This window comes from Wujia chipingensis (assembly GCF_014337155.1).
GTDB lineage: Bacteria > Bacillota > Clostridia > Lachnospirales > Lachnospiraceae > Coprococcus_C > Coprococcus_C hominis.
In genome coordinates this window covers 2,871,492-2,897,501 of sequence record NZ_CP060632.1, presented here as the reverse complement: position 1 = coordinate 2,897,501, position 26,010 = coordinate 2,871,492, and the positions used below count along the sequence as shown (strand labels likewise).

Below are 26,010 nucleotides of genomic sequence, written 5' to 3'. Positions count from 1 at the left end.
GAGGGTGAATAAATGAGTTATTATTTTACATGGCATGACATAGAAGATATTTTTGAAGAAAAAAGAAGCTCATGGCCAAAAACATGGATTGATGTACAGGTTTATAGTGACTGTATTGAAATTTATCAAAATATTGATGAACCGCAGGAATCAGATACACAATATTTAAAAGAGATTTTTGGACGTAATTATTCGGTGGAAAAAAATACACTGCTCGTTGATTTTACAGAAACATGTTTAGAAATAATTTTTCAGAGAGACGATAGTCCAAAAGCAGAAAGGAAATATGCACCGTTATTTAGAGATGTTTATTTTCAAAAGTGTGAAAAAGCAGATACTGATTTTGATGGATTGAAAATGATTGCATTTCATTCATACAAAGGAGGTGTAGGACGAACGCTTTCGCTTACTGCCTTTTTAAGACAGTGTTCCCAAAAATATCCAGATAAAAAAATTCTTGTAGTAGATGCCGATGTGGAAGCACCTGGTTTAACATGGATGGCAGAAGCGGGATATCGAAAAATTAGTTATCTTGATATTTTGTCAATCATGAATTATGAACAAAGCTCAGATCAGATGATAGATAAATTATCAAATTTAATAAAGACTTCGACGGTTAGTGTTGCTACAGATAAAAAGATAATTGATCATTATTTTATTCCTGTTTATCGGGAAAAGGAACAGATTATGAATGTTGTAGCAAGACCTGAACAGGTTTTGTTGACGAAGGAAAATAAATTTTATATTACGGAAACGATAGCTGAAATAGCAAAGAAAGTTGGAGCAGATCTTGTATTGGTTGATCTTCGCGCTGGAATTACAGAATATTCGGCACCATTTTTGTTTGATCCACGTGTAATTAAATATTATGTAACTTCCACGTCATTACAGTCGGTAAAAGGAACAAATCAAATATTGGAACAGGTATATAAAAAAACCAATGCCGATTTTTTGAAATCAAGAATTCTGTTAACTATGATTCCTGAGACGATGAAACCTGAAGAAATTCAGGAGATTGAGAATCAAATCGTAAATGAGGTTGAAAGTGGAGCAGACACGGATAATGCCACTTTTTTGCGGGATGAATACTTTATGGAGTTGGGATTTGATAAAGCACTTGTGAGAACAACAGATTTCAATACGCTTTGTGAAAAACTGAAAGCAAGCGAATTGGCATCTTTAATGGATGAGCAAGTGAAAAGTTTGTTTGTGGGCGAGCAAAAAGATGAAACGTTATTTGAAGATGAGGATAAGGTTCGTGACATTCTGAAACGTATATATGAGATTTCTTATGCGGAGACAACTGCGGAGGGTACGGCAAGTACGAATATGCTTGTAACATCTTCTATCAAGGAAATGATAAAGAATTTTAAAATGGAACTTCCGAGAATTGTTGTATCAGGTGCGAAGGGATCAGGAAAAACATACATCTATAAGCAGTTGTTGCAAGCGAAGACATGGGAAAAGTTTATTGAACAGACAGGTACATCGTTAGATGCGGGACATGAAACAATTATAATTCCGTTGTTGGCAAGTATAAATTCACAGAATATGAAACCCCTTATCGAGGAATGTATGAAATATGCGGGTCAAGCGTTAACTGGAATCAAGATAAAGAAAAATGCAGATACAATAAATTATAATACACTGATGAATTTACTGGAAACATCTGAATTGACAAGGATGGAGTGGGTAAAGCAGTGGCTTGATTTGATAATTGGAATGTTCCAAGAGGATTATAAGGATATCTCCGAATTAGATAAGGCTTTTGAAAATAGTGGAAAAAGAGTCGTGTTTGTTGTGGATGGTTTGGAGGATGTTTGTGCAGATTCGCAGACAGAAAAAAATGATAGATGGAAAATGCTTCTCAGGTCATTGTGTCAGAATGTTGTGAATGAATTGCAGAGACTTGATTATGGAAATATTGGAATAATAGTTTTTGCACGAAAAGATATGATTAGTAATGCAATTGATACCAATATGGAACAGTTTAGAAGTATGTATTATAACTATGAATTAAACTGGACCCAAACGGAAGCGTTACGTCTTGCATTATGGATTGCGTCAAAGGCTTATCCGGAGTTAACAGAAGGAATTGATGTTCTAAATGCGACAAGGTCTGTCCTGACAGATAAATTAACAATCCTATGGGGACTGAAATTGGGGAGAAGAGATTCACGGGAAGCATTTTCGGATCGTTGGATTTTGGCAGCGTTGTCGGATTTTACAGGGCAATTACAGGCAAGGGATATTGTCAGATTTTTAAGATATTCATCAGAAGGATATGGAGAAGCTAAGTTTGTGTATAAAGATCGTTTAATCATGCCAGTTGACATACGCAAAGCAATTGGATCATGTGCAGCCGATAAATACAAGGAAATTAAGGCAGAAATGCGTAATATTTATGAAATTCTTGAAAAATTCGAAAAAATGAAAGGTATAAAAACATTACCATTAACTTTGGACAAAATCGAATTAACGGGTGACGAGATTTCTAAATTAGAAGCACAGGGGTATTTAAAGATTTCTGATGAGAAATATTATTTACCGGAGATTATTCGTTTGCCTCTTGGATTTACTTACGAACGTGGGGCAAGACCAAAGGTTTTATCACTATTAGTACAGTAATATCCCATATACCAGAGGAAGAAGTTGTATCAGCAACGATGTGAACATTTTAGTAGATTTCTTGGCGCATGGACGTGCGGAGGATGGCTCCGGGGAAAACTTTGATGATGATTTTTATTTCGATGGACGATCGGGAGCATAGGGGGTAATCAAGAATAAACCTGTCGAGTTAATTGGCAGGTTTATTTTTATGTTCAAACATATTGAAATATAATAGAATTAAATATATTTTTCTGTAATAAAAACGGAGGGAGGTAAATCTTGCCTTTTTGGTAAAATCCTCCCGCTGCATTATAGCATATTTGGGGATAGATTGGTAGATAGAAATATAACAGAACATATTAAAACATATTAAAATCTAATAGAATTACATATATTCTCCTGCAATAAAAAACGACAGGAGGTAAATCCTGCCGCTTTGATATTGGCTTTTATTTTGTTGCTCCACAGATGCTACACTTATATCCTGCGGGTTCGTCGTATGCCTCTTGGTCGATTACATCGTAAGGAACCTGTTTCTCTTGGTAAATAGGGCGACCTTCATAGGATGCGTTGCATCCTTCCAGATGTGCCCTAGCCTCTCCGCATTCCGGAGTTCCGAAAGCTTCAGTTAAATCTAAGTTACAGCCTCTACAAAAACTATGATACCCCGCAATTTCTGTGGTCGTGTAATACTCTGTGTGCTTTACTTGGTCGTGATGGATGAAAGTCTGTACCCAGTTGTGCGAACAAGAGGGCTGCGAGTTATTGTTTCCGCTTCCGCTGGAAGAACTGCTATTATTTCCGCTATTTGAAGAGTTGCTGTTTGAACTGTTCCCGTTGCTTGGATTGGTGCTTCCGCTTCCGCTGGAAGAACTGCTGTTGTTTGAGTTGTTGCTTAATCCAGAGGAGCTATTGTTTGGTTTCTGGTTTCCGGAATTGTTGTTTCCACCGGATGAGCTGTTGCTTCCGTTGCTGCCTGATCCAGAGTTCCCGGTGCTGTTGCTGCTTGGCTTTGAATTACTGCTGCTCTCGTCTTTCTTTGAACCGCCGGAAGCTACCGCTTCTGTGGTTGCTTTGGAATCCTTGACCTCTTCAGTTGTGGTTGCCTGCTCTGTGGTTCTGCTGTCTTCAGTAGAATCCTTTGCTGCTTCAGTTGCCCCTGCTTCCGTGGTGATAGAACCAGCGTCGGACATTGTAGCTGTGGTATTCTTGCTGTTCTTCTTGCCTGAACTTTTGGTAATGTTATACATCGCCAGTGAAACGAGTCCGGTTGCGACCACAAACACGGCAATGATAATCAGGATAATGTTTCTTTTGCTCTTTTCATTCATATAATCATCTCCTTTTTGGTAAAATCCTCCCGCTGCATTATAGCATATTTGTGAGGAAAGTTGTTAATAAAGTTAAAAAAGGGGGCAAAAAACTAAGCCTCCTTTCATCAGTATATATACTCAGAAATAGGAGTTTTTGTATTCTATTAATAATTGTAGCAACAGTTGATTTTTTTTCATTTTCCATATAATATAGTTGTATTATGTGAATGCAGTATAGCTATGAAGTGGTTCAAGAAAGAGGAAGGAGTGAGCACAGTGTGTACTTTAGTTGAAAACTACGCCAAGGAATATGCTGAGGAATATGCCAAGGAATATGCCAAGGCTCAGATGGTTAATGCAGCCAAGCTTTTAATCAAAAAGGATTTCTCGGACGAAGAGATTTCAACAATCACTCAACTTTCGATAGAGGAAATTAAAGCTTTGCATAATAGTTGATTCGATTGTTATTAAAATACATTTCATTTAAGGCAGGGACGTTATAAAACGTTCCTTTTTTAATGGCCTGACAGAATCAGATTGACAATATTGGCAAAAAGATTTATTATATAGACAAAATGACAATGGCGATAAGTATATTAAACTATGAAACGAGGAGTTATGGGGTTTAAATGGAGGAAATAGAGATGGAAAAAAATATCACACTGGAAGATGCAGTAAAAAGAATTAAGAAGCTGGAAAAAGAGAATGCAGAGCTTAAGGAAGAACTGGAATATTATAAAAATCGGAAAATGAGTGGCCGGCAGAAACATAATGCAAAATGGATGGCAATATACAATGATTTTGTTGTTGGATATGAGAATGGTATGACAATGGTGGAGATTGCAAAACGAAATCACGTCAGTGAACGGACGATTTACAGGTATAAAGCGTATTATGAAAAAATGAGGGAAGAGAAGAAAGACGAAGAATAAAACAAGTGACAAATTCCGCCGAAGAGGTTATAATAAAACGAGCTGGCGTCCTACGCCAAATAGATTACGGAGGAAAGAAAAATGACAAATTGGAAAAATCTTGATACTTTGGATTCTTACAAGGCACTCAAAGCTTGTAAGGGCAGTGTAGATCTCACAACTGTTATGGCTGGTGAGAGCGGTGCAGACCGTGCGAAGAATTACAGCGTACCGATGGCAGAGAAGCTTACTTATAACTTCGCTGCAAAGGAAGTGGATGACACAGTTTTGGAGAAGCTTGCAGCCCTTGCCAAGGAAGCTGAACTTGTTGACAAGTTCCAGGAGCTTTACAATGGTGCCGTTATCAATACAGGAGAGAACCGTCTGGTTCTTCATCAGATGACACGCGGTCAGCTTGGCGAGCCAGTCAAGGCAGATGGCGTGGATAAGAGAACATTTTACGTAGAGCAGCAGAACCGTATTGCAGAGTTTGCAAATAAGGTACACAATGGCGAGATCACAAATGCAGCTGGCGAGAAGTTCACAACGGTTGTACAGATCGGTATCGGTGGTAGTGACCTTGGTCCTCGTGCAATGTATCTTGCACTTGAGAACTGGGCAAAGAAGAACGGCACATTCAAGATGGATGCGAAGTTCATCAGCAACGTAGATCCGGATGATGCGGCAGCAGTTCTTGCATCTACCGATGTAGCACATGCAATCTTCGTACTTGTATCAAAGTCTGGTACAACATTGGAGACGCTTACAAATGAGTCCTTCGTGAAGGACGCGCTTGCAAAGGCAGGTCTGGATGCTTCTAAGCATATGATTGCAGTTACAAGTGAGACATCTCCACTTGCAAAGAGCGATGATTACCTTGCAGCTTTCTTTATGGATGATTATATCGGTGGTCGTTATTCTTCTACATCAGCCGTTGGTGGTGCTGTACTTTCACTGGCATTTGGCCCGGATGTATTTGCACGTTTCTTAAATGGTGCAGCCGCAGAAGATGAGACAGCAAAGAATACAGATATCAGGAAGAACCCGGCTATGCTTGATGCGTTGATTGGCGTTTACGAGCGTAACGTACTTGGTTACCCTGCAACAACTGTTCTTCCATATTCACAGGCATTGAGCCGTTTCCCTGCACACCTGCAGCAGCTTGATATGGAGTCCAATGGTAAGTCTGTGAACCGTTTTGGTGAGCCGGTTGATTACCCAACAGGTCCAGTTCTCTTCGGTGAGCCGGGAACAAACGGACAGCATTCCTTCTATCAGTTATTGCATCAGGGAACTGACATTGTTCCATTGCAGTTTATCGCATTCAAGAACAGCCAGATTGGCACGGATGTAGAGATTCAGGGAAGCACAAGCCAGAAGAAGCTCTGCGCAAATGTTGCTGCACAGATCGTAGCATTTGCATGTGGTAAGAAGGATGAGAACAGCAACAAGAACTTCAAGGGTGGTCGTCCATCTTCTATCATTATCGGTGAGCAGCTTGATCCAGAGACACTTGGTGCACTGCTTGCACATTTCGAGAACAAGGTTATGTTCCAGGGATTCCTGTGGAACATCAACAGCTTCGATCAGGAAGGTGTTCAGCTTGGTAAGGTACTTGCAAAGAAGGTACTTGCACACGAGACAGATGGTGCGTTGAAGGTATTCAGTGATCTGCTTAACATCTAATCGATAATAGATTATAAAGGACATGAGACTTTTATTGTATTCCTACAATAAAAGTCTCTTTTGTCTACCTAAATCAAATTAAAGAAACACAGGGGAATAAGAATGGAAGTGAAAGAGAAAAATCCAAATAGAATAATCAAATTATGCGTTATTATAGGACTCCTATTGATTACCTTGGTAATGGGTGTGTATATGATAAATGTGGCATATCACAAAATCGACAATCAAAACGGTGTGGATGCGTATTTTATATTACATTGTATTGCATATGGATTGTTGTTTGTATTGTTGGCGTTTGTCAGCATTCAGGCGATGTTTGGCACAAAGTGGAAGACTTCTTTTGAGAAACTTTTTCTGCCAATGATTATTGTACTTGGATTTTTGTATTTGCTTATTATTCCGATTATGGTAGTTCCAGATGAGTATGTACACATATATACAGCATATGACATGTCGGATGTTATGATGGGAACGCACGATGCGGAAACTGTCATGATGCGGCAGGCGGATAACGAACATATGTATAATGCACGTGGTATTACGAAGGAAGATTACAATAGTCAATATGAGGGGCTGTTTCAGCGACCGGAAAAAACGAATCTGATAAAGACAGCACATGTTTCGACGCAGTCTCCGCGTTATCTGTATATTTTATCCGGACTTGGAATTACAATTGGACGGTTGTTAGGGGCGAGCACAACTATGTTGTATTTGCTTGGACGATTGATGAATCTGCTTGCTTTTATAGCGGCAGCTTATTATGCGATAAAGCGGATTCCGTTTGGTAAAGGAATCGTTATGGTATGGGCGCTTTTGCCAATTACATTGCAACAGGTATGTTCTTTTTCCTATGATTCGCAGTTGTTTGCTTTATGTATTCTTGTAATAGCGACAACAATGTCAGCAGTTTACGGACAGGAAACAAATCGGAGATCGAAGCTTGTAAATAATATTGTTATGGTATTGAGCAGCTTATTATTGCTACCATGTAAAGGCTTTTCTCTGTTGCCATTGGTTGTATTGCCGTTGATGTTGATCCCTCGAATTCTGCAACAGCACAAAGATAAGGTGGATGCGGTCAAACAGAAAATTAAACCTTGGATGAAGGTGCTTATGATTGTCATTGCAGGTATATTTGTAGTGGCTTGTGTGATGGTTCTGGTTCTCGTGGTTCGGCGCTGGCTACAACCAGAAAATATTAACAGTACTTATATTGCATGGTCCGATTCCAAAGGGTATACAATGGGGTATTTCTTAAAAAATCCGATCCAATTTTTTGAAATATTACTCAATACGCTTTGGTATGAATCAGGAAAGCATATCCAGCAGATGTTGGGAAACTATCTTGGATGGCTTGATATTGAAGTTCCACTGGTGTTTGTAATAGGATTTTTATTGTTGCTGTTATATGTTTCTATACGGAAAGAAAACGAAGAACAGTTGATAACAGTGGGAGACCGGATTTGGATGCTTTTGGTGTTTGTCGGCGTCAGTGGGCTGGCAGTTGCAGCGATGCTTTTATATTGGACGCCATATCAATTTGTTGTGGTAGCAGGTGTACAGGGAAGATATTTCCTTCCGGCACTTGTGGTTGGTTTGCTTGCAGTTCGGACAAAACGGACATGTGTATCAAGAAATGCAGATCAATATGCTGCAATGTGGACGGTGTTTTTACAGATGTATGTGATAACAGCAATATTCCGGGCAGTGAACAACGTATAGTTCAATCTATGAGAGAAGAAGTAGGAGTATAAAAATATGGGTCAGATAAAAAGAGTTCTTTCTTTTTCAAAAAGAATGATGCGCTGTCTGGGTAAAGAAGGATGGCATGTATTTTGTTATAAGTTAAATCATCGTCTACACAAGAAAAATGAATATGACATGTGGATGCTGCAAAATGAACAGCAATATAAAGAGCCGGAACAGGAGTTGGAATATAAACCGCTCATCTCGGTTGTTGTGCCAGTATATAATGTGGAACCACAGATGTTAACGGCATGCATTCAATCTGTGCAGAATCAGACATATGATAATTGGGAGTTGTGCCTTGTAGATGATTGTTCAACCGATGCGCGTGTCAGAGAGACTTTGCGGCAATTTGAAGGAGTGGAGCGCATTAAAATAAAATACCGCAGTGAGAATGGACATATATCCAGAACCACAAACGATGGAATTGCAATGGCAGAGGGCGAATTTGTTGCGCTTTTGGATTGTGATGATCTGTATGCAGAAAATGCACTGTATGAAATTGCGAAAAAGCTAAATGAAGATCATACACTGGATTTTATTTACAGCGATGAGGACAAATTATCTGAGGATGGGACAAAAAGAAGGAATCCGTTTTTTAAGCCGGATTGGTCTCCAGATACATTTATGTCTTTGATGTATACCTGCCATTTGGCGGTGTATCGAAAATCCTTGCTGGACGAAATGGGCGGTTTGCGTGTAGGCTTGGAAGGTTCGCAGGACTATGATCTTGTTTTGCGGGTGATGGAGAAGACGAATCGTATAGGGCATGTGCCAAAAATCCTTTATCATTGGCGGGAACGTGAAGAGTCTACGGCAAATGATATATCGGCAAAGCCATATATTATTGAAACGACAAAGAAGGCGAAGCTCGAAGCCCTGGAGCGAAGAGGCGTTAAAGGGCATCTGGAATATATCAAAGATATAGTGATGTTCCGCGTGGTTTATGAAGTTGTGGGAAATCCGAAAGTAAGCATTATTATTCCGTCTAAGGATAATTATGACATTTTAAAGCAATGTCTGACGTCCATCCGAAAGGAAACGAAATATCAAAATTATGAAATCATTGTTGTGGACAATGGCAGTGCAGAAGAAACACATGCGAAATATACACAAATGTGTAAAGAATTGGATTGCAAATATCATTACGCGCCAATGGAGTTTAATTTTTCAAAGATGTGCAACATTGGGGCACATCTGGCAGATGGACAGTTCCTTCTGTTTTTAAATGACGATATTCGTGTTGAGGGAGCGGAATGGCTGGAACGGATGCTGGGACATGCACAGCAGCCACATACAGGTGCGGTTGGATGTAAATTAATTTACCCAAATACGAATTTGATACAGCATGTAGGTGTTGTCAGTTTTATGGTTGGACCAGGACATGCATTTCAACGGATTAACGACGATTTGAATTGTTATTGGGGACGAAATAAGCTGGAATATAATTACAGTGCGGTGACCGGTGCGTGTCTTATGATTGACCGGAATAAATATGATCAGGTGGGTGGTTTTTCGGAACAGTTACCGGTGGCATATAACGATATTGACTTATGTTTTAATTTAGTAGAAGCAGGATATTATAATGTTGTCCGAACAGATGTCCGTTTATACCATTATGAATCTGTCAGCCGTGGCTATGACGCTGTATCCCCAGAAAAAGCCGCCAGACAGCAACGGGAAATGAAAAAATTGTATGATCGTCATCCGGAATTTAAGGGGTATGATCCGTGTTATAACCCAAATCTGATTGGAAACAGTGATAACTTCTCGTTACGGCTGTTGAAAGTAAAGGAAATCGAAACGCCTGAGGAAACGCAACAGGTGCTTGTTGAAAAAGGAAGTCTGCAATACAAGGTGGAAGAGTTTACAGATGAAGCAGTCGTAAAAATCAGTGGTTGGGCCTTGAATCGAAAAACATTGCGTGCGGGAACGCTCAATATTGTTTTAACTGGACAGGACAAGCAACAGTACATTGTAAAATCAGAGCGACTGTACAGACCAGATGTCCGGGATGCGTTTGGTAAGCGAAGGTTAGCATTTGCTGGTTTTGAGGCTGCATTTATAAAGCAGAATCTACCTAAACAGCATTATGAGGTATCTCTTGTGCTGGATGGAGATGCCCGTATGGTTGGGAGTATTGTAGTTGCATAAAAGTTATGGAAAATACACTTGCATTTTAAACCGGGTTAGTATATACTAACTTATAGTTAGGTCTGGCTAACCTAGCACGTGTAAATCATTTCGGAACTCCTGCTTCTGAACGAGGAGAGACCGTCAGAAGCAAGAGACTCCGTTAAAATGCAAATTGAAAGGAGTACATAACAATGGATTATTTAGAAATTGAAAAGGTTATTGGCCGTGAGATCTTGGATTCCAGAGGAAATCCAACGGTAGAGGCAGAGGTTTATCTGGCAGATGGAACCATCGGAAGAGGTACTGCACCAAGTGGTGCATCCACTGGAGAGTTCGAGGCACTGGAGCTTCGTGATGGCGATAAGAGCCGTTACCTTGGCAAGGGTGTCACAAAGGCAGTTGAAAATATCAATACAATTATCAATGATGCAATCGAGGGTATGGATGCATCAGATATCTATGCAGTGGATCAGGCTATGATTCAGGCAGATGGAACAAAGGACAAGTCTAAGCTTGGTGCGAATGCGATTCTTGCAGTATCTATCGCATGCTGCCGTGCAGCAGCAACATCCCTTGATATTCCACTGTATCGTTTCCTTGGTGGCGTATCTGGAAATCGTATGCCAGTTCCAATGATGAACATCGTAAACGGTGGATGTCATGCACTTTCTTCTGGACTTGATGTACAGGAGTTCATGATCATGCCGGTTGGCGCTCCATCGTTCAAAGAGTGTCTGCGTTGGTGTGCAGAAGTTTTCCATGCATTGGCTGCAATTTTGAAAGAGCGTGGACTTGCAACATCCGTTGGTGATGAGGGTGGATTTGCCCCTGCTTTGAAGTCTGATGAGGAAGCAATCGAGACAATTCTCGAAGCTGTAAAGAGAGCAGGTTATGAGCCGGGCAAGGATTTCAAGATTGCTATGGATGCAGCTTCTTCTGAGTGGAAGAGCGAAAAAGGAAAGGGCTACTACAAGCTTCCGAAGGCGGGTACAGAGTATACAGCTGAGCAGTTGATCGAGCACTGGGAAGCACTTTGCGAGAAATATCCAATCATCTCAATCGAGGATGGTCTGGATGAAGAGGACTGGGAAGGCTGGCAGAAGCTGACTGCAAGACTTGGTGGCAAGGTTCAGCTTGTTGGCGATGACCTGTTCGTAACAAATACAGAGAGACTGGCAAAGGGAATTGAGCTTGGCGCAGGAAATGCAATCCTGATCAAGTTGAATCAGATTGGATCTGTTTCTGAGACATTGGAAGCAATCAAGATGGCGCACAAGGCTGGATACACAGCAATCAGCTCACACAGATCTGGTGAGACGGCTGATACAACGATTGCAGACCTTGCAGTTGCACTTAATACATGCCAGATCAAGACAGGTGCACCTTCTCGTTCTGAGCGTGTTGCAAAGTACAACCAGCTGCTCCGTATTGAGGAAGAGCTTGGCGCAAGCGCTGTATATCCAGGAATGAAAGCATTTAATGTAAAGCAATAATAGAAATCTGCCGATATATAGAATAGAAGAAAGAAAAAAAGTCGTCGGACTGGGACCTGGATTCCCGGCTCGGCGGCTTTTCCGTTTTAAGAATTAAGATAATTAAAATACAACAACTAACAGCATCTTGAACTGTTCTGCACCATAGACGGCATGTGGATGCTTGGCTGGCATTACGATGGATTCACCTTCGTGCAGGATATATTCAACACCATCGATTGTGATTCTGCCGACACCATCTAAGCAGGTAACAAATGCATCGCCGCCGGACTCGTGTGTGCTGATCGCCTCGTCCTTGTCAAAGGCAAATAATGTGATAGATACGGCGTCATTCTGGGCGAGTGTCTTGCTGACAACCTGTCCCTCCTGATAAGTAACCTGATCCTTCAATACATGTACTTCTGATTTGGAAATATTCTTAATAAGATTCATAAAAATGTATTCCTTTCTTTTTTAAAATCCATATTTGGACATATAAAGTATATCATAAACTCTATTATACCCCGTATATTTAATATGAAAACAGTAAAAAACTTTATAAATTGAGGGAAAAATGTTGTCAAAAGCTGGAAAACTGTGTAATATAGAGAACATGTTGTTAAAATAAAATAAAGGAGAGTAGGAAACATGTGGGAAGCAATTAATAGCTTTTTGACAAAAGTAGATGATTTCGTCTGGGGTCCGCCGCTTATGATTTTGATCATTGCAGGTGGAATCCTTCTTACCATCCGTATGGGTGTGCTGCAGGTCCGTAAACTGCCGCTTGCCCTGAAATGGATGGTGAAAAATGAGGAAGAGGGTGAAGGAGAAGTAACTTCGTTCGGTGCACTCTGTACGGCACTTTCAGCGACGATCGGAACCGGAAATATCGTCGGCGTAGCAACAGCGATCGGAGCCGGTGGTCCGGGTGCTCTGTTCTGGATGGTGCTTGCTGCATTCTTCGGAATGGCAACCAAGTATGCAGAAGGACTCCTTGCAGTTAAGTATCGTGTGGTAGATGAAGATAATCATGCCCTTGGTGGACCGTTTTACTATATCGAAAAAGGTATGGGTACAAAGTGGAAATGGCTTGCGAAGATCTTTGCATTCTTCGGTATCTGTGTAGGATTGTTCGGTATCGGAACATTCTCACAGGTGAATGGTATTGCATCGGCTGTCGAGGGATTCTTCGATCCGAATGAATCATGGAGCGTAGAGATTCCTGGAATCGGTACATATTCGTGGACGGTAGTTATTGCATCTTTGATCCTGAGTGTCTGCGTGGCACTTGTGTTGATCGGTGGTATCAAGCGTATTGCAAATGTATCCCAGATCGTCGTCCCATTTATGGCAGTGCTTTATGTTCTGCTTTGTCTGGTGCTTCTCATCTGCAATATCAAAGAGATTCCGGATGCGTTTGTAACAATCGTAAAGGGCGCATTCAATCCAAAGGCAGTGACCGGTGGTGTGGTTGGTACGATGATCGTTGCAATGCAGAAGGGTGTTGCAAGAGGTATCTTCTCAAATGAATCCGGTCTTGGTTCTGCACCAATCGCTGCAGCCGCAGCAAAGACAAAGGAGCCGGTACGTCAGGGTCTGGTTTCCATGACGGGTACATTTATTGATACAATCATCATCTGTACGATGACAGGACTTTCTATCGTATTGACAGGTGCTTGGCAGCAGGAAGGCTTAGAGGGTGTACAGGTAACAACCTACGCATTCCAGGAGGGACTTCCGATTTCCGAGCAGGTAGCTGCGTTCCTGTTGATGCTTTGTCTGGTATTCTTCGCATTTACAACGATCCTCGGATGGGATTACTATTCGGAGCGCTGTCTGGAATACCTGTCAGGCAAGAACAAGAAAGCAATCCTTGTATATCGCTGGTTGTATATCTTGGCAGTATTCATCGGACCATACATGACAGTAAAGGCAGTATGGACGATTGCCGATATCTTCAACGGATTGATGGCGATTCCAAACATGATCGCAATCTTCGCTTTGAGTGGTGTGGTTGTGAAGGAGACAAAGGACTTCTTCAAACGCCATGCAGAGCAGAATCAGTTTAAGTAAATAACATGATTTTGAAACAGGTGTGCTGTATTGTTGCGGCATACCTGTTTTTTGTATAATCAAGACTTCACACTTTTTTCACAATTTTTATTAGCACTCGCTATTGACGAGTGCTAATAAGTATGTTATAGTACACCTAGAACATGAGGGAAGACCTAGAGAAGGGAACCCGAGTGGGAAGGAAAGTTGATATTGTAATTGCAATTAAATAGTGAATGGATGCCGTCAAGAAACATAGATTGCAATTACTGAGTGAAGTATAAAAGGAGGTATGGCTTATGTTAATGCCAAGTTTATTTACAAATAGTTTTATGGATGATTTCTTTGATGCACCAAGTTTTGGTGTCTATAAGTATGATGCACCGGCACAGAATCTGATGAGTACTGATGTGTTTGAGAAAGAAGACGGTTACGAGATTGATATGAACCTTCCAGGATTTAAGAAGGAAGATGTAACCGGTGAAGTGAAGGATGGTTACCTGATCATCAAGGCTTCTACAAAGAACTCTAAGGATGAGAAGGATGCCAAGGGCAAATATATCCGTAAGGAACGTTATGAAGGTTCCTGCAACAGATCCTTCTATGTGGGCGATGCGATCACACAGGATGATATCAAGGCAAAATTCGAAGATGGTGTCTTGAAGATCTCTGTTCCAAAGAAGGAAGCAAAGCCACAGGTGGAAGAGAAGAAATTCATTGCCATCGAAGGATAATTTAAAATAGCTAGCCAGACGATTTTTCGTTTCCCCTCTCTTACTGGGCGGTCACAGGATGTGGCCGCCCTTTTAGCGTTCATAAATGTTAATTGTGCATGTGACCGCTAGGCGGATTGGCAGATCCTAGCTGCGGTGGGAGTCCTCCGTTCAGACAGGCATTGCCGTGCGACATTCATATCATTAAATGGAATCCGCTTATCCCGGCAAACAATAAATTCTTCGTGCCCTTTTCCAAGGATCAGAAGAATGTCGTCCGTATCTAACAGGGAGATTCCCTTTCGAATAGCGTCCTTCCGGTCATGTACGATTTCGTAGTTATCGTAAGAAAGCCCGGATGTCATATCATGGTAGATCTGTGCCTGATCTTCATAATGAGGATCGTCGTGCGTCATTATAACGTAATCAGCATGCTTGCAGGCAATCGCGGACATCTTCGCACGTTTATCCCGGTCTCTTTCACCAGTGCATCCAAACACGACATAGATGCTGCCGGAGGTAAGTGCACGTGCGGCAGTCAGAACCTTGCTCATGGCGTCTGGCGTATGTGCGTAGTCTACCATGATCAGATTATTTCCTGTGTGGATACATTCGGTTCTGCCCTTTGGAAGTGTAAGTGCTGCGGCTGCCTGTGCGATGGTGGCACTGTCAAACTGCTCCAGTGTCAGAATCACAACGGAAGCCATCAGATTATAGATATTGTAAGTGCCGATCAGATTGGTCGAGAAGTTCTGGGTAAATGCAGGGCACTGTACCGAGAATTCTGTATGTTCCTTGTCTGCGGCATCCAAAGCTACATTGAAATCTCCGCCGGTAAAGCCGAAGGTTACATTCTCATTTTCTTCAAGCAGAAAATAGTGCTTGTAGGAATCGTCATAGTTGATGATCGCTTTGCCGGATGGCTTTAACATGCGGAATAATTCCTGCTTTGCAAGGGCATAGCGTTCCATCGTCTTGTGGAAATCCAGATGATCCTGTGTCAGGTTTGTGAAGACCGCATAGTCAAACTGCAACGTCTCGACACGGTGATTTGCAAGTCCCTGACTGCTTACTTCCATGACAACATACTCACAGCCGAGCGACAGGCATTGCAGCAGAATCGCGTACAGATCATAGATATCGGGGGTCGTGTTCGCGAGACTGCGGATCTTCTCGCCGACGTAGAAGCCGATTGTGCCAATATAGCCACATTTTCTGCCAAGCTTATTCAACATCTGGTGAAGCAGAAATGCTGATGTAGTTTTTCCGTTTGTACCGGTGATGCCGATCAGCTTGAGTTTGCTGATTTTGTCGTAGTAAGTATCTTTCAGATAATTGACCAGATATGCTCTGGTATCCTCGACGATACAGGTTTCCACCTCGTAGCTTCCTTCCTCGCAGATGATCTTCGCTGCGCCGTTTTCAATTGCCTGTCGGATATAGGCATGTCCGTCGTGGTCGATGCCGCGCAGTGCCACAAAAGTGTCGCCCTTTTCGATTTTTCTTGAGTCTATTTTTACGTTCATTTATCTCCCTGTCTTTCCTGAAAATATGTGTCCGGATTTCCTAAAATCCCCTGTTAACATAACATACCAAATAATTGCATCAAAGTTGCATCAAAAGTGTAACGAAGTTGCAAAATAAATATTTATAGTTTGTATAATTTTGTAAATGATTATATAAATAACGTACGAATCCGCTGGTTTTATGATGCTGTTTGAAATATTTATTATTTACAAAACATATGTTCTATACTAAAATAAAAACAGTATGTGAAATAAGACACGGATTTATCTATGTGGAGTGACGGTATGCGGCAGTATATAGCAATTGATCTGAAATCATTTTATGCGTCGGTGGAGTGCGTGGAGCGGGGATTGAACCCGCTCACAACGAACCTCGTCGTAGCAGATGAGAGCCGGACAGAGAAGACAATCTGTCTGGCTGTTTCGCCATCCCTGAAATCCTATGGCATATCGGGGCGGGCGCGCTTGTTCGAAGTTGTGCAGCGGGTAAAAGAGATCAACCGTCAGCGGCTGGCATTTGCACCGGGGCGGGAATTTAACGGATCGTCGTATGAAAATCTGAAGGTGAAAGCGGATCCAAGGCTGGCGCTGGACTATATTGCGGCGAAGCCGCGGATGGCGCATTACATGGAATACAGTACGCGCATTTACGATATCTACCTGAAATATGTCGCGCCGGAGGATATGCATGTCTATTCGGTGGATGAGGTGTTCATTGATGCGACGACATACCTGAATACCTATCAGATGACAGCAAGACAGCTTGCAGAGACAATGATACGGGATGTCTATGAAACGACAGGAATCACGGCGACGGCGGGGATTGGAACGAATCTGTATCTGGCAAAGATTGCGATGGATATCGAGGCGAAGCATATGCAGCCGGATGAACGTGGCGCGCGGATCGCGGAGCTTGATGAGATGAGCTATCGCAGACTGTTGTGGAACCATGAACCGCTGACGGATTTCTGGCGTGTGGGGGCGGGTTACCAGAAGAAGCTGCATGCACAGGATCTGTATACGATGGGAGATATTGCCCGGTGTTCACTGGGCGGAGAAGATGATTACTATAACGAAGATCTGCTGTATAAGCTTTTCGGGGTGAATGCAGAGCTGCTGATCGACCATGCATGGGGCTATGAACCGTGTACGATCGCAGAGATTAAGGCGTACCGCCCGGAGAGTAATAGCATTAGTTCGGGGCAGGTGTTGCAATGCCCGTATACATGTGAGAAAGCACGTGTGGTTGTACAGGAAATGACAGAGGGACTGGTGCTGGAACTGGTTGAAAAGGGGCTTGTCACAAATCAGATGGTACTTACAGTTGGCTATGATATCGAGAATCTGTCTGGGGGAGCAAATGGATATCACGGTGAGGTGACGCGTGACCGCTATGGGCGGAAGGTGCCGAAGCACGCACACGGGACAGAGAATCTGGACAGTTATACATCGTCAACAAGCAGGATTGAGGCGGCGGTGCTTCGCTTATATGACCGGATTGTGGATGAGAATCTGCTTGTGCGGCGGATGTATGTGGTAGCCAATCATGTGATCCGGAAGGAAGATGTGAAGGAAGAGACTTCTGGATTTGAACAGATGGATTTATTTACCGATTATGCGGCGTTGGAAAAGGAGAAGGAAGCAGAGAAAGAAAAGGAAGCAAAAGAAGCGCAGATTCAGCAGGCATTGCTTGCAATCAAACATAAATACGGTAAAAATGCAGTTCTACGTGGAATGAATTTCCGCGAGGGCGCAACGGCGCGTGACAGGAATAATCAGATCGGAGGACATAAGGCGTGAGACGGGATTACAGTGATATCATCGACCGGGAACGCCCGGTGTCGAAGAAGCATCCGCCGATGGATCGGATGATGCGTGCGGCGCAGTTTGCCCCATTTGCAGCGCTTACGGGACATGATGAAGCGGTGCGGGAGACGGCACGGCTGACAGAGGAAGAGATTGAACTTGATGAGTATGAGGTTGCGGAACTAAACCGGAAGCTGCAGTGGTTAGCGGAGCACAAGGATACGGAAGTAGCGGTCGTACATTTTGTGAAGGATGCGAAAAAAGAGGGCGGTGCCTACGTGAAGGACACCGGAATTCTGAAGAAAATAGATGAACATACGCATACACTTGTGTTAGTATGTGAACAGGAAGAAGTGCAGATAGATATATGGAAAATAATAGAAATTTTAATCTGATTTTAATCTTTCCTACCTTATAGATTAATTTTGGTGCCGTAAGATAAGGACACAATCAAGAACAGCAAAGAACAAATCACAAAACCGCTGTTACAGAAAATGGAGGATATCAGATATGGATCAGTTAGAAAAGGTAGAAAAAATCAGAGAGAAGACAGGTGTCAGCTATGAGGATGCCAAGAGTGCACTCGAAGCATGTAATTATGATCTGCTCGATGCGATCGTGTATTTAGAGAAGCTTGGAAAGATCAAGGCACCGGAGGTTGGCACTTATACGACGACTCCGCAGGAGACATCGAACGAGCTGGCACAGGCACAGGCTGCCTACGAGCAGTCTTGCAAGAAGAAAACATTCGGTGAGCGTATGGATGAGTTCTTCGCGTGGGTAGGCGATATCATCAAGAAGGGCTGCGAGAAGAACTTCATCATTGAGCGTAAGGGTGAGCGTTTTATGCGGATGCCGATCATCATATTCATACTGCTTTTGATCTTCGCATTCTGGATCTGTGTACCACTTTTGATCATCGGACTCTTCTGCGACTGCAGGTACCATTTCGAGGGTGACGCGAAAACAGTTCAGGACATCAACAACGCCTGCGACAAGGCATCCGATGCCTGCACAAATGTAAAGGACGATATCAAGAAGTAAAATCATAGGAGACGATATGAGCAGGATTTTGATTATTGAAGATGAAGCGGGCATCGCCCGTTTCGTCGAACTGGAATTAAAACATGAAGGAAATGAAGTCGAGAAGGCGGCAGACGGCAGAGAGGGCTTGGACAAAGCCCTCTCCGGTTCGTTTGACCTGATCTTACTTGATGTGATGCTGCCGGGATTAAATGGCATGGAAGTGCTGCGCAGACTCCGGCAGGAGAAGGACACGCCGGTCATTATGCTCACGGCACGCGACGCTGTGATGGATAAGGTAGCAGGGCTGGACGCTGGTGCGGATGATTATATCACGAAGCCATTTGCCATCGAGGAGCTGCTGGCGCGTATCCGCGTCGCGCTAAAGAAGCATGCGCGTACAGAGGATGCACCGACACATAAGCTGGAGGTGCTGGGTGTCTGCTTAGACGAAGACCGCCACGAGGTGACTGTGCAGGGCGAAAATGTGGAGCTTACGAACCGTGAATTCGAGTTGCTGCACACGTTGATGCGGAACAAGAATATTGTACTTACCCGGGAGAAGCTTCTAAATGAGGTCTGTGGGTATGATTATGTCGGCGAGACGAATATCATTGATGTGTATGTGCGGTATCTGCGGACGAAGATTGACGATCATTTTGGAATTAAGCTGATCCAGACAGTTCGCGGAGTCGGATATTGCATCAAGGAGTCATAGGAGTGATTGGATGAGAGAAGAACGGACAAATCGGAAGACAACCTCTATTGCCCGGAAGATTCATGTCGGATACTGGTTCCGGCGCTTTTTTGCGTTGCTGGGACTTGATATTGTGATACTCGGAATGTTGTTCGTGGCGGTGCTGGTATGGCGGCTTGATACGACAGATGCAGACTGGATGTCCGGGGCGAAGCCGGTGCATATTACATGGTCGGGTGATTCATATGCCACATGGGCGATGACCACACAGGTCGGTAAGAACACGGACAATTTTCTGGTGCATGAGGTTCTGGATTATGCGGCTATACCGCTCATTGTGGTTGGCGCGGTGGAACTTATGATGCTCATTTCTGCGTGCTTTGGTATACGGAATATCAGACGGAAGCTGCGTCCGTTGAATGATCTTGCTGTGCGTGCGGAAGCACTCTCAAATATGAGCGGTGATGAGGTAAATCTGGAGCATCTGGAACAGGCAATCTCGAATGTCTCCGTTGATGCGAATGATATACGGATATCGACCGGGGATAAGGATTTGCAGAGCATTGAGGTGGCACTGAATAATCTGCTCGCTCGGATGCAGGAGAGTAAGCTGCAGCAGGCGCGGTTCGTGTCGGATGCATCGCATGAGCTGCGGACGCCGATCTCCGTGATTCAGGGCTATGTAAACATGCTCGACCGCTGGGGCAAAGAAGATGAAGCAGTGCTAAATGAGTCGATTGAAGCGCTCAAGAACGAATCTGACCATATGAAGGATCTGATTGAACAGCTTCTATTCTTAGCGCGCGGAGATAGTGGGCGGAATACATTGAAGCCGGTCGAAGTGGACTTAAATGACCTTGTGCAGGAGGTGTACGAGGAATCCATGATGATTGATGAGACGCATCCGTACGAATTTTCAGCCTGCCCAGGCTGTATGGTGCGTGGCGATGTTGCCATGCTGAAACAGTCTATTCGTATTTTCGTACAGAATGCGGCAAAGTATTCGGAAGGGGGCGATACGATTCATTTTACAGTCGGGCGGTCAGAGCAAGGCGTCTATTATCAGGTGCAGGATGAAGGTATCGGCATGCAGGCATCCGAGGTCGTGCATATCTTTGAGCGGTTTTATCGTTCCGATGAGGCACGCAACAGTGAGACGGGCGGATCAGGTCTTGGATTATCCATTGCAAAATGGATCGTAGATGCACATGATGGACAGATTGACGTGTTGACCAGACCGGATTTTGGAACGCGGTTCCGCGTGACATTCCCTTGTAGTAACACTGTGAATATGGTACAATAAAGTTTCAATTTTATTGTTAATAAGGAATTGCGAATATACGGGGAGTGTAAGAATTAAGGATATGAGATCTTCAAAGAAAACGCAGAAAAAAGAACGGGGTTTAAACATTATTATCGTTGGATGCGGAAAAGTTGGAAGTACGCTGGTGGAGAAGCTCAGCAAGGAATCCCATGATATTACCGTCATTGATCAGAAGAATGAGGTGATTCAGCGGATTACGGAAGACTACGATGTTATGGGCTTTACCGGAAATGGTGCGAGCTACAGCATCCAGATTGAGGCGGGTATTCAGGATGCGGATGTTCTGATTGCCGTGACGGAAAGTGATGAGTTAAATCTGCTCAGCTGTACGATCGCGAAAAAGGTCGGTGACTGTGCTACCATCGCACGTGTCCGGAACCCGGATTACAGTATGGAGCTTTCGTATCTTCGAAATCAGCTTGGACTTTCGCTGATCATTAATCCGGAGTTGGAGACTGCACGCGAGATTGCACGTCTGCTGCGTCTGCCGTCGGCCCTTGAGATCAACTCCTTTGCGCGTGGACATGCGGAGCTTGTGAAGTTCAAGATTCCGAAGGGAAATCTGCTGCACGATAAGCCGATTTCGGCGATGCATGAGTTAAACTGTGATATGCTTGTCTGTGGTGTCGAGCGGGATGGGAACCTGATTATCCCGGATGGTTCTTTCATCATGCGTGGCGGTGATGCCGTGACATTTCTTGCGACACCGACAAACAGTATGGATTTCTTCAAGAAGATCGGTGTCGATACACATAAGGTCAAAAACTGCATGATCATTGGAGGAGGAAAAACCTCGTATTATCTTGGAAAACAGCTGATTTCATCCGGTGTGGAGGTCAAGATTCTGGAGTTGGATGAGAAACGGTGTGAGGAGCTGAGCGTATTACTTCCGAAGGCACTGATCTTGCATGGCGATGGCTCGGACGAAGACCTGCTCCGTGAGGAGGGCATCGAGAGTACGGAATCGTTTGTTCCGCTGACCGGACTTGACGAGGAGAATATCCTGCTTACGTTATTTGCGAGAAAATGCTCTGACACAAAGGTGATCACGAAGATCAATCGGAGCACATTCAGTGATGTGCTTGATAGTCTGGACATCGGAAGTATCGTATATCCACGTTATATTACAGCAGAGAAGATTCTGGCGTATATCCGTGCGATGCAGAATTCGGTCGGAAGTAATATTGAGACACTGTATCATATCTTTGATAACCGGGCGGAGGCACTGGAGTTTAAGGTTGAGAAGGATTCTCCGGTAATCGGGAAACCGATCATGGAGTTGAAATTGAAGGATAACCTTCTGCTTGCCTGTCTGAACCGGAATGGTAAGGTCATTATTCCGCGTGGTCAGGATGTCATCTGCGAGGGAGATTACGTGGTCGTTGTTACAACGCACACGGGCTTTACCGATGTCAGCGATATTTTGAAATGGCAGTAAGGGAGATTTTTTTGGAGACAGATTATGAACTACTCAGTTGTTATTTATATATTAGGCTGGATCATGGAAATCGAAGCAGCATTTCTGGCTCTCCCTGGGATCGTGTCTGCGATCTATGGTGAGAAGGGCGGCTTTGCTTTTTTGTGGGTGGCACTTGGCAGTGCGGTTGCAGGTTCAGCAATTATTTTGCGGAAACCGAAGAACATGCGGTTTTATCTGCGGGAAGGTTTCGTGACGGTAGCACTTTCGTGGATTCTGATGTCTGTGATTGGATGTCTGCCGTTTGTGATCAATGGTGATATTCCGCATTTTGCAGATGCGCTTTTTGAGATGATATCAGGATTTACAACAACGGGTGCGACGGTTGTATCGGATGTGGAAGGCCTGACTAAGGGCAGCTTATTCTGGCGAAGCTTCAGCCATTGGATCGGAGGCATGGGCGTTCTTGTATTTCTGCTTGCCATCGTGCCGATGGCGGGAGGCAGCCACATGAACCTGATGAAGGCGGAAAGCCCGGGACCTTCGGTTGGAAAGCTGGTTCCGAAGGTGCGTCAGACAGCCAAATATCTGTATATTATTTATTTTGCCCTGACCATGATAGAGGTGATTTTTCTACTCTTTGGAGGAATGAATCTGTTTGAAGCTCTGACAACGTCGTTTGGAACAGCCGGAACCGGAGGTTTTGCAATCTGGAATGACGGATTCGTCAGTGTCAGCCCGTATAATCAGTGGGTCGTTACGATTTTCATGCTGCTGTTCGGTGTGAATTTCGGATTTTATTTCCTGATTCTCACAGGAAAGCTGCGGGATGCGCTGAAGTTTGAAGAGGTGCGGATTTATTTTATCATCGTGATTGCAGCGGCAGTGTTTATCTTTATTAATCTGCGGCATTTTGCATTGTATGCGCCGGCGGAAGGCATCCGGCAAGCGTTCTTCCAGGTAGCAAGTATTATCACGACAACGGGATTTGCAAGTGCGGATTTCAATCTATGGCCGGAGACTTCGAGGACAATCCTTGTGCTTTTGATGTTTATCGGTGCCTGCGCCGGAAGTACGGGCGGCGGTATCAAAGTCTCGCGGTTTATTATTGCATGCAAGTCATTTATAAAAGAAATTATTTCTTATCTGCATCCGCGTTCCGTGAAGAAGATCAAAATCGAGGGAAAACCACTCGAGCATGAGACGCTGCGGGCGACAAATGTCTATTTTATGACATATATGGTTATTTTCGCGGTATCCGTACTGCTTGTGTCGATTGAGAACAAAGATCTGGTCACGAACTTCGCGGCAGTAGCAGCGACGTTTAACAATATCGGTCCGGGGCTTTCTCTGGTTGGACCGATGGCGAATTTCGGACATTTTACGGATTTTACGAAATATATTCTGATGTTCGATATGCTGGCAGGCAGACTGGAGATTTTCCCGATGATGCTGTTGTTCTGCCCGGCTGTCTGGAAACGGAGAAGAGCCTAGTAATATAAAGATAAAGGCTGATTCAGGAGAAGATGAATCAGAGCCTTGATATTGGATATACAAAAAAGAGGAACCGGTGATGCTGGTTCCTCTTCGTGCGTTATAAGGTATATGGTTAATTACTGAAAGATTGATATAAGAATGGTATTCGTAATGGTAAACCTTATAACGTGTCTATTATACACGAATATAATAGAAAATAACAACTAAATCTTGATATTTTCGTGAGATTTTTTTGTATGTATGATATACTGAGACAACAGATGATATAGAAAACAGCAGGAGAATCAGATATGGGACGTATATATATAAATGCAATCCGTGTAATCAACAATATAAAGACATTCGGATGGCGTAATACATGTGCAAAATTAAAAAAGTACCTGCATCTTGGTTCCAACTATGTGGATTATAATAAATGGATGCATAGTCATCGGCTGACAGATAGTGAAAGACAGGAACAATGTGGACGGCATTTTGAATATCATCCGAAGTTTAGCATTTTGGTGCCATTATATGAGAGCAATTGTGACTTTCTGCGTGCGTTAATTGAGTCGGTGCAGGCACAAACCTATGGAAACTGGGAGTTATGCTTCTCGGATGGAGGAAGAAAAGAAAAATGTTTATACGATTTTTTGCAGGTATATATGCAAAAGGATCAGAGAATTCATTATATAGCTTCACAAGATGGAACGCTTGGAATAGCCGAAAATACGAATCAGGCATATACGCTTGCAATGGGAGATTATATTGTGTTTGGTGATCACGACGATTTGTTTGAGCCGGATGCACTTTATGCCTGCGTTGAGTCGCTAAATGCGAAGCGGGTGCAGGTAATTTATACCGATGAAGATAAGGTGGATGAAACAGGAGATTATTTCTTTGCACCGAATTTTAAACCGGATTTTAATATTGATTTGCTACGTTGTAATAATTATATTTGTCATATGTTTGTAGCAGAGAAGAACTTAGTGGATCAGGTGGGGTTGTTAAATCCAGCGTTTGATGGTGCGCAGGATTATGATTTTATATTCCGTTGCACGGAGCAGGCAGATGGCATTTGTCATATTCCGAAGATTCTGTATCATTGGCGGGCACATGCGGCATCAACAGCGGAAGATCCGACAGCAAAACGTTATGCGTTTGAGGCTGGAAAACGAGCGATAGAAGCGCATTTGGCGCGACAGGGGCTGGCTGCGGAGGTTGTGGATGGAGCAGCTCCGGGGTATTATCAGGTGAGTTATCTGGTTCGGGGAGAACCGCTTGTGTCAATCGTGATTCCAAACAAGGATCATGTGGATGATTTGAAAAAATGTATTGATGCGATTGAACAACGGTCGACTTATCGGAATTATGAGATTATCATAGTAGAAAATAACAGTGTGCAACAAGAGACATTTGCATACTATGAATCACTTGTGGAAAATCCGCATATTCAGGTGTTGTATTGGCAGGAGGAATTTAATTATTCCAAAATCAATAATTTTGGTGTTGCACATACAAAGGGTAAGTATATTTTGTTGTTAAACAATGATACCGAACTGATTTCACCGGATTTTATTACTCAGATGCTTGGGTATTGTCAACGCAAAGATGTAGGAATTGTTGGTGCACGGTTGTATTTTGAGGATGGCACGATTCAACATGCAGGCGTAATTGTTGGGATTGGCGGAATTGCCGGACATGCATTTTCTGCAATGGATGAGCAGGCGGGTATCTATCAGCTTCGGACTTCTGTTGCGTGTGATTATAGTGCGGTTACAGCAGCCTGTCTGATGATTTCCAGAGAGACCTTCGATGCGGTTGGAGGACTGGATCCAGAATTTCAGGTGGCTTTTAATGATGTGGATTTTTGTTTGAAAGTAAGAAAGCTTGGCAAATTGGTTGTGTATGTTCCACAGGCAAAGCTGTATCATTATGAATCAAAATCCAGAGGTAAAGAAGATACTGTGAAAAAACAGAAGCGATTCCACAGCGAGATGCAGTTGTTTCAGTCAAGATGGGTGGATATTCTGGCAACCGGAGATCCGTACTACAACATGAATCTGGTGTTAGATGCGTTTGATTTCTCTGTGCGGAAATAA

The 26,010-nt window shown here is 43.3% G+C and carries 20 protein-coding genes; 17 read left to right on the top strand and 3 right to left on the bottom strand.

Features of this window, described 5'->3' with window-relative positions; translation table 11 throughout:
- The first annotated feature begins 12 nt into the window (after positions 1-12).
- Entirely contained in the window at positions 13-2,628 is a 2,616-nt protein-coding gene (locus H9Q76_RS13490) for a KGGVGR-motif variant AAA ATPase (RefSeq protein ID WP_249321304.1), read from the top strand.
- Positions 2,629-3,059: 431 nt separating this feature from the next.
- On the opposite strand, the gene H9Q76_RS13485 is transcribed toward H9Q76_RS13490, so the two are convergent.
- The gene (locus H9Q76_RS13485; protein WP_249321303.1) at positions 3,060-3,941 is read right to left on the bottom strand and encodes a hypothetical protein; all 882 of its coding nucleotides are present in this window, start codon (positions 3,939-3,941) and stop codon (positions 3,060-3,062) included.
- Between the two features lie 222 nt (positions 3,942-4,163).
- Between H9Q76_RS13485 and H9Q76_RS13480 the strand changes: the two genes are divergently transcribed.
- The 6 genes from H9Q76_RS13480 (at position 4,164) to eno (ending at position 11,895) form a co-directional block, all read left to right on the top strand.
- Positions 4,164-4,379, top strand: a complete 216-nt coding sequence (locus H9Q76_RS13480; RefSeq protein WP_195541101.1) for a hypothetical protein — start codon at positions 4,164-4,166, stop codon at positions 4,377-4,379.
- 188 nt (positions 4,380-4,567) lie between these two features.
- The gene (locus H9Q76_RS13475) at positions 4,568-4,855 is read left to right on the top strand and encodes a helix-turn-helix domain-containing protein (protein WP_195541100.1); all 288 of its coding nucleotides are present in this window, start codon (positions 4,568-4,570) and stop codon (positions 4,853-4,855) included.
- An 81-nt stretch (positions 4,856-4,936) separates the two neighbouring features.
- Positions 4,937-6,520: a glucose-6-phosphate isomerase gene (locus tag H9Q76_RS13470; protein ID WP_021984482.1), complete on the top strand. Its 1,584-nt coding sequence runs from the start codon at positions 4,937-4,939 to the stop codon at positions 6,518-6,520.
- Between the two features lie 102 nt (positions 6,521-6,622).
- A complete protein-coding gene (locus H9Q76_RS13465) occupies positions 6,623-8,242 on the top strand; it encodes a DUF2142 domain-containing protein (RefSeq protein WP_249321302.1) in 1,620 nt (539 codons plus the stop codon).
- Between the two features lie 36 nt (positions 8,243-8,278).
- Positions 8,279-10,420 carry a glycosyltransferase family 2 protein gene (locus tag H9Q76_RS13460; RefSeq protein ID WP_118545298.1) on the top strand — a complete coding sequence of 714 codons (2,142 nt, stop codon included), beginning with the start codon at positions 8,279-8,281 and terminating at the stop codon, positions 10,418-10,420.
- A gap of 173 nt (positions 10,421-10,593) precedes the next feature.
- On the top strand, positions 10,594-11,895 hold the full coding sequence (gene eno, locus H9Q76_RS13455) for a phosphopyruvate hydratase (protein ID WP_021984485.1): 1,302 nt from the start codon (positions 10,594-10,596) through the stop codon (positions 11,893-11,895).
- Positions 11,896-11,997: 102 nt separating this feature from the next.
- Here eno and H9Q76_RS13450 read toward each other — a convergent pair whose 3' ends face one another.
- Entirely contained in the window at positions 11,998-12,327 is a 330-nt protein-coding gene (locus H9Q76_RS13450; protein ID WP_021984486.1) for a cupin domain-containing protein, read from the bottom strand.
- Positions 12,328-12,522: 195 nt separating this feature from the next.
- Here H9Q76_RS13450 and H9Q76_RS13445 point away from each other — a divergent pair, with 195 nt between their 5' ends.
- Together H9Q76_RS13445 and H9Q76_RS13440 are read left to right on the top strand one after the other, a co-directional pair.
- Complete coding sequence (locus H9Q76_RS13445) at positions 12,523-13,947, top strand: alanine/glycine:cation symporter family protein (protein ID WP_021984487.1); 1,425 nt, start codon at positions 12,523-12,525, stop codon at positions 13,945-13,947.
- A gap of 278 nt (positions 13,948-14,225) precedes the next feature.
- A complete protein-coding gene (locus tag H9Q76_RS13440) occupies positions 14,226-14,660 on the top strand; it encodes an Hsp20/alpha crystallin family protein (protein ID WP_021984488.1) in 435 nt (144 codons plus the stop codon).
- 107 nt (positions 14,661-14,767) lie between these two features.
- On the opposite strand, the gene H9Q76_RS13435 is transcribed toward H9Q76_RS13440, so the two are convergent.
- On the bottom strand, positions 14,768-16,165 hold the full coding sequence (locus H9Q76_RS13435; protein WP_021984489.1) for a UDP-N-acetylmuramoyl-L-alanyl-D-glutamate--2,6-diaminopimelate ligase: 1,398 nt from the start codon (positions 16,163-16,165) through the stop codon (positions 14,768-14,770).
- A 285-nt stretch (positions 16,166-16,450) separates the two neighbouring features.
- On the opposite strand from H9Q76_RS13435, the gene H9Q76_RS13430 reads away from it, so the two are divergent.
- The 8 genes from H9Q76_RS13430 (at position 16,451) to H9Q76_RS13395 (ending at position 26,010) form a co-directional block, all read left to right on the top strand.
- Positions 16,451-17,965, top strand: a complete 1,515-nt coding sequence (locus H9Q76_RS13430) for a Y-family DNA polymerase (RefSeq protein ID WP_021984490.1) — start codon at positions 16,451-16,453, stop codon at positions 17,963-17,965.
- Positions 17,962-18,366: a hypothetical protein gene (locus tag H9Q76_RS13425; RefSeq protein WP_021984491.1), complete on the top strand. Its 405-nt coding sequence runs from the start codon at positions 17,962-17,964 to the stop codon at positions 18,364-18,366. The genes H9Q76_RS13430 and H9Q76_RS13425 overlap by 4 nt, the downstream gene beginning before the upstream one ends.
- A gap of 115 nt (positions 18,367-18,481) precedes the next feature.
- The gene (locus H9Q76_RS13420; protein WP_118545302.1) at positions 18,482-19,015 is read left to right on the top strand and encodes a DUF4342 domain-containing protein; all 534 of its coding nucleotides are present in this window, start codon (positions 18,482-18,484) and stop codon (positions 19,013-19,015) included.
- Positions 19,016-19,031: 16 nt separating this feature from the next.
- Positions 19,032-19,712, top strand: coding sequence for a response regulator transcription factor (locus H9Q76_RS13415; RefSeq protein ID WP_021984493.1), 681 nt, complete (start codon positions 19,032-19,034; stop codon positions 19,710-19,712).
- 10 nt (positions 19,713-19,722) lie between these two features.
- A complete protein-coding gene (locus tag H9Q76_RS13410; protein WP_021984494.1) occupies positions 19,723-20,994 on the top strand; it encodes a sensor histidine kinase in 1,272 nt (423 codons plus the stop codon).
- A gap of 61 nt (positions 20,995-21,055) precedes the next feature.
- The gene (trkA, locus tag H9Q76_RS13405) at positions 21,056-22,453 is read left to right on the top strand and encodes a Trk system potassium transporter TrkA (protein WP_021984495.1); all 1,398 of its coding nucleotides are present in this window, start codon (positions 21,056-21,058) and stop codon (positions 22,451-22,453) included.
- Positions 22,454-22,477: 24 nt separating this feature from the next.
- Positions 22,478-23,926 carry a TrkH family potassium uptake protein gene (locus tag H9Q76_RS13400; protein WP_021984496.1) on the top strand — a complete coding sequence of 483 codons (1,449 nt, stop codon included), beginning with the start codon at positions 22,478-22,480 and terminating at the stop codon, positions 23,924-23,926.
- 293 nt (positions 23,927-24,219) lie between these two features.
- Complete coding sequence (locus H9Q76_RS13395; RefSeq protein WP_249321301.1) at positions 24,220-26,010, top strand: glycosyltransferase family 2 protein; 1,791 nt, start codon at positions 24,220-24,222, stop codon at positions 26,008-26,010.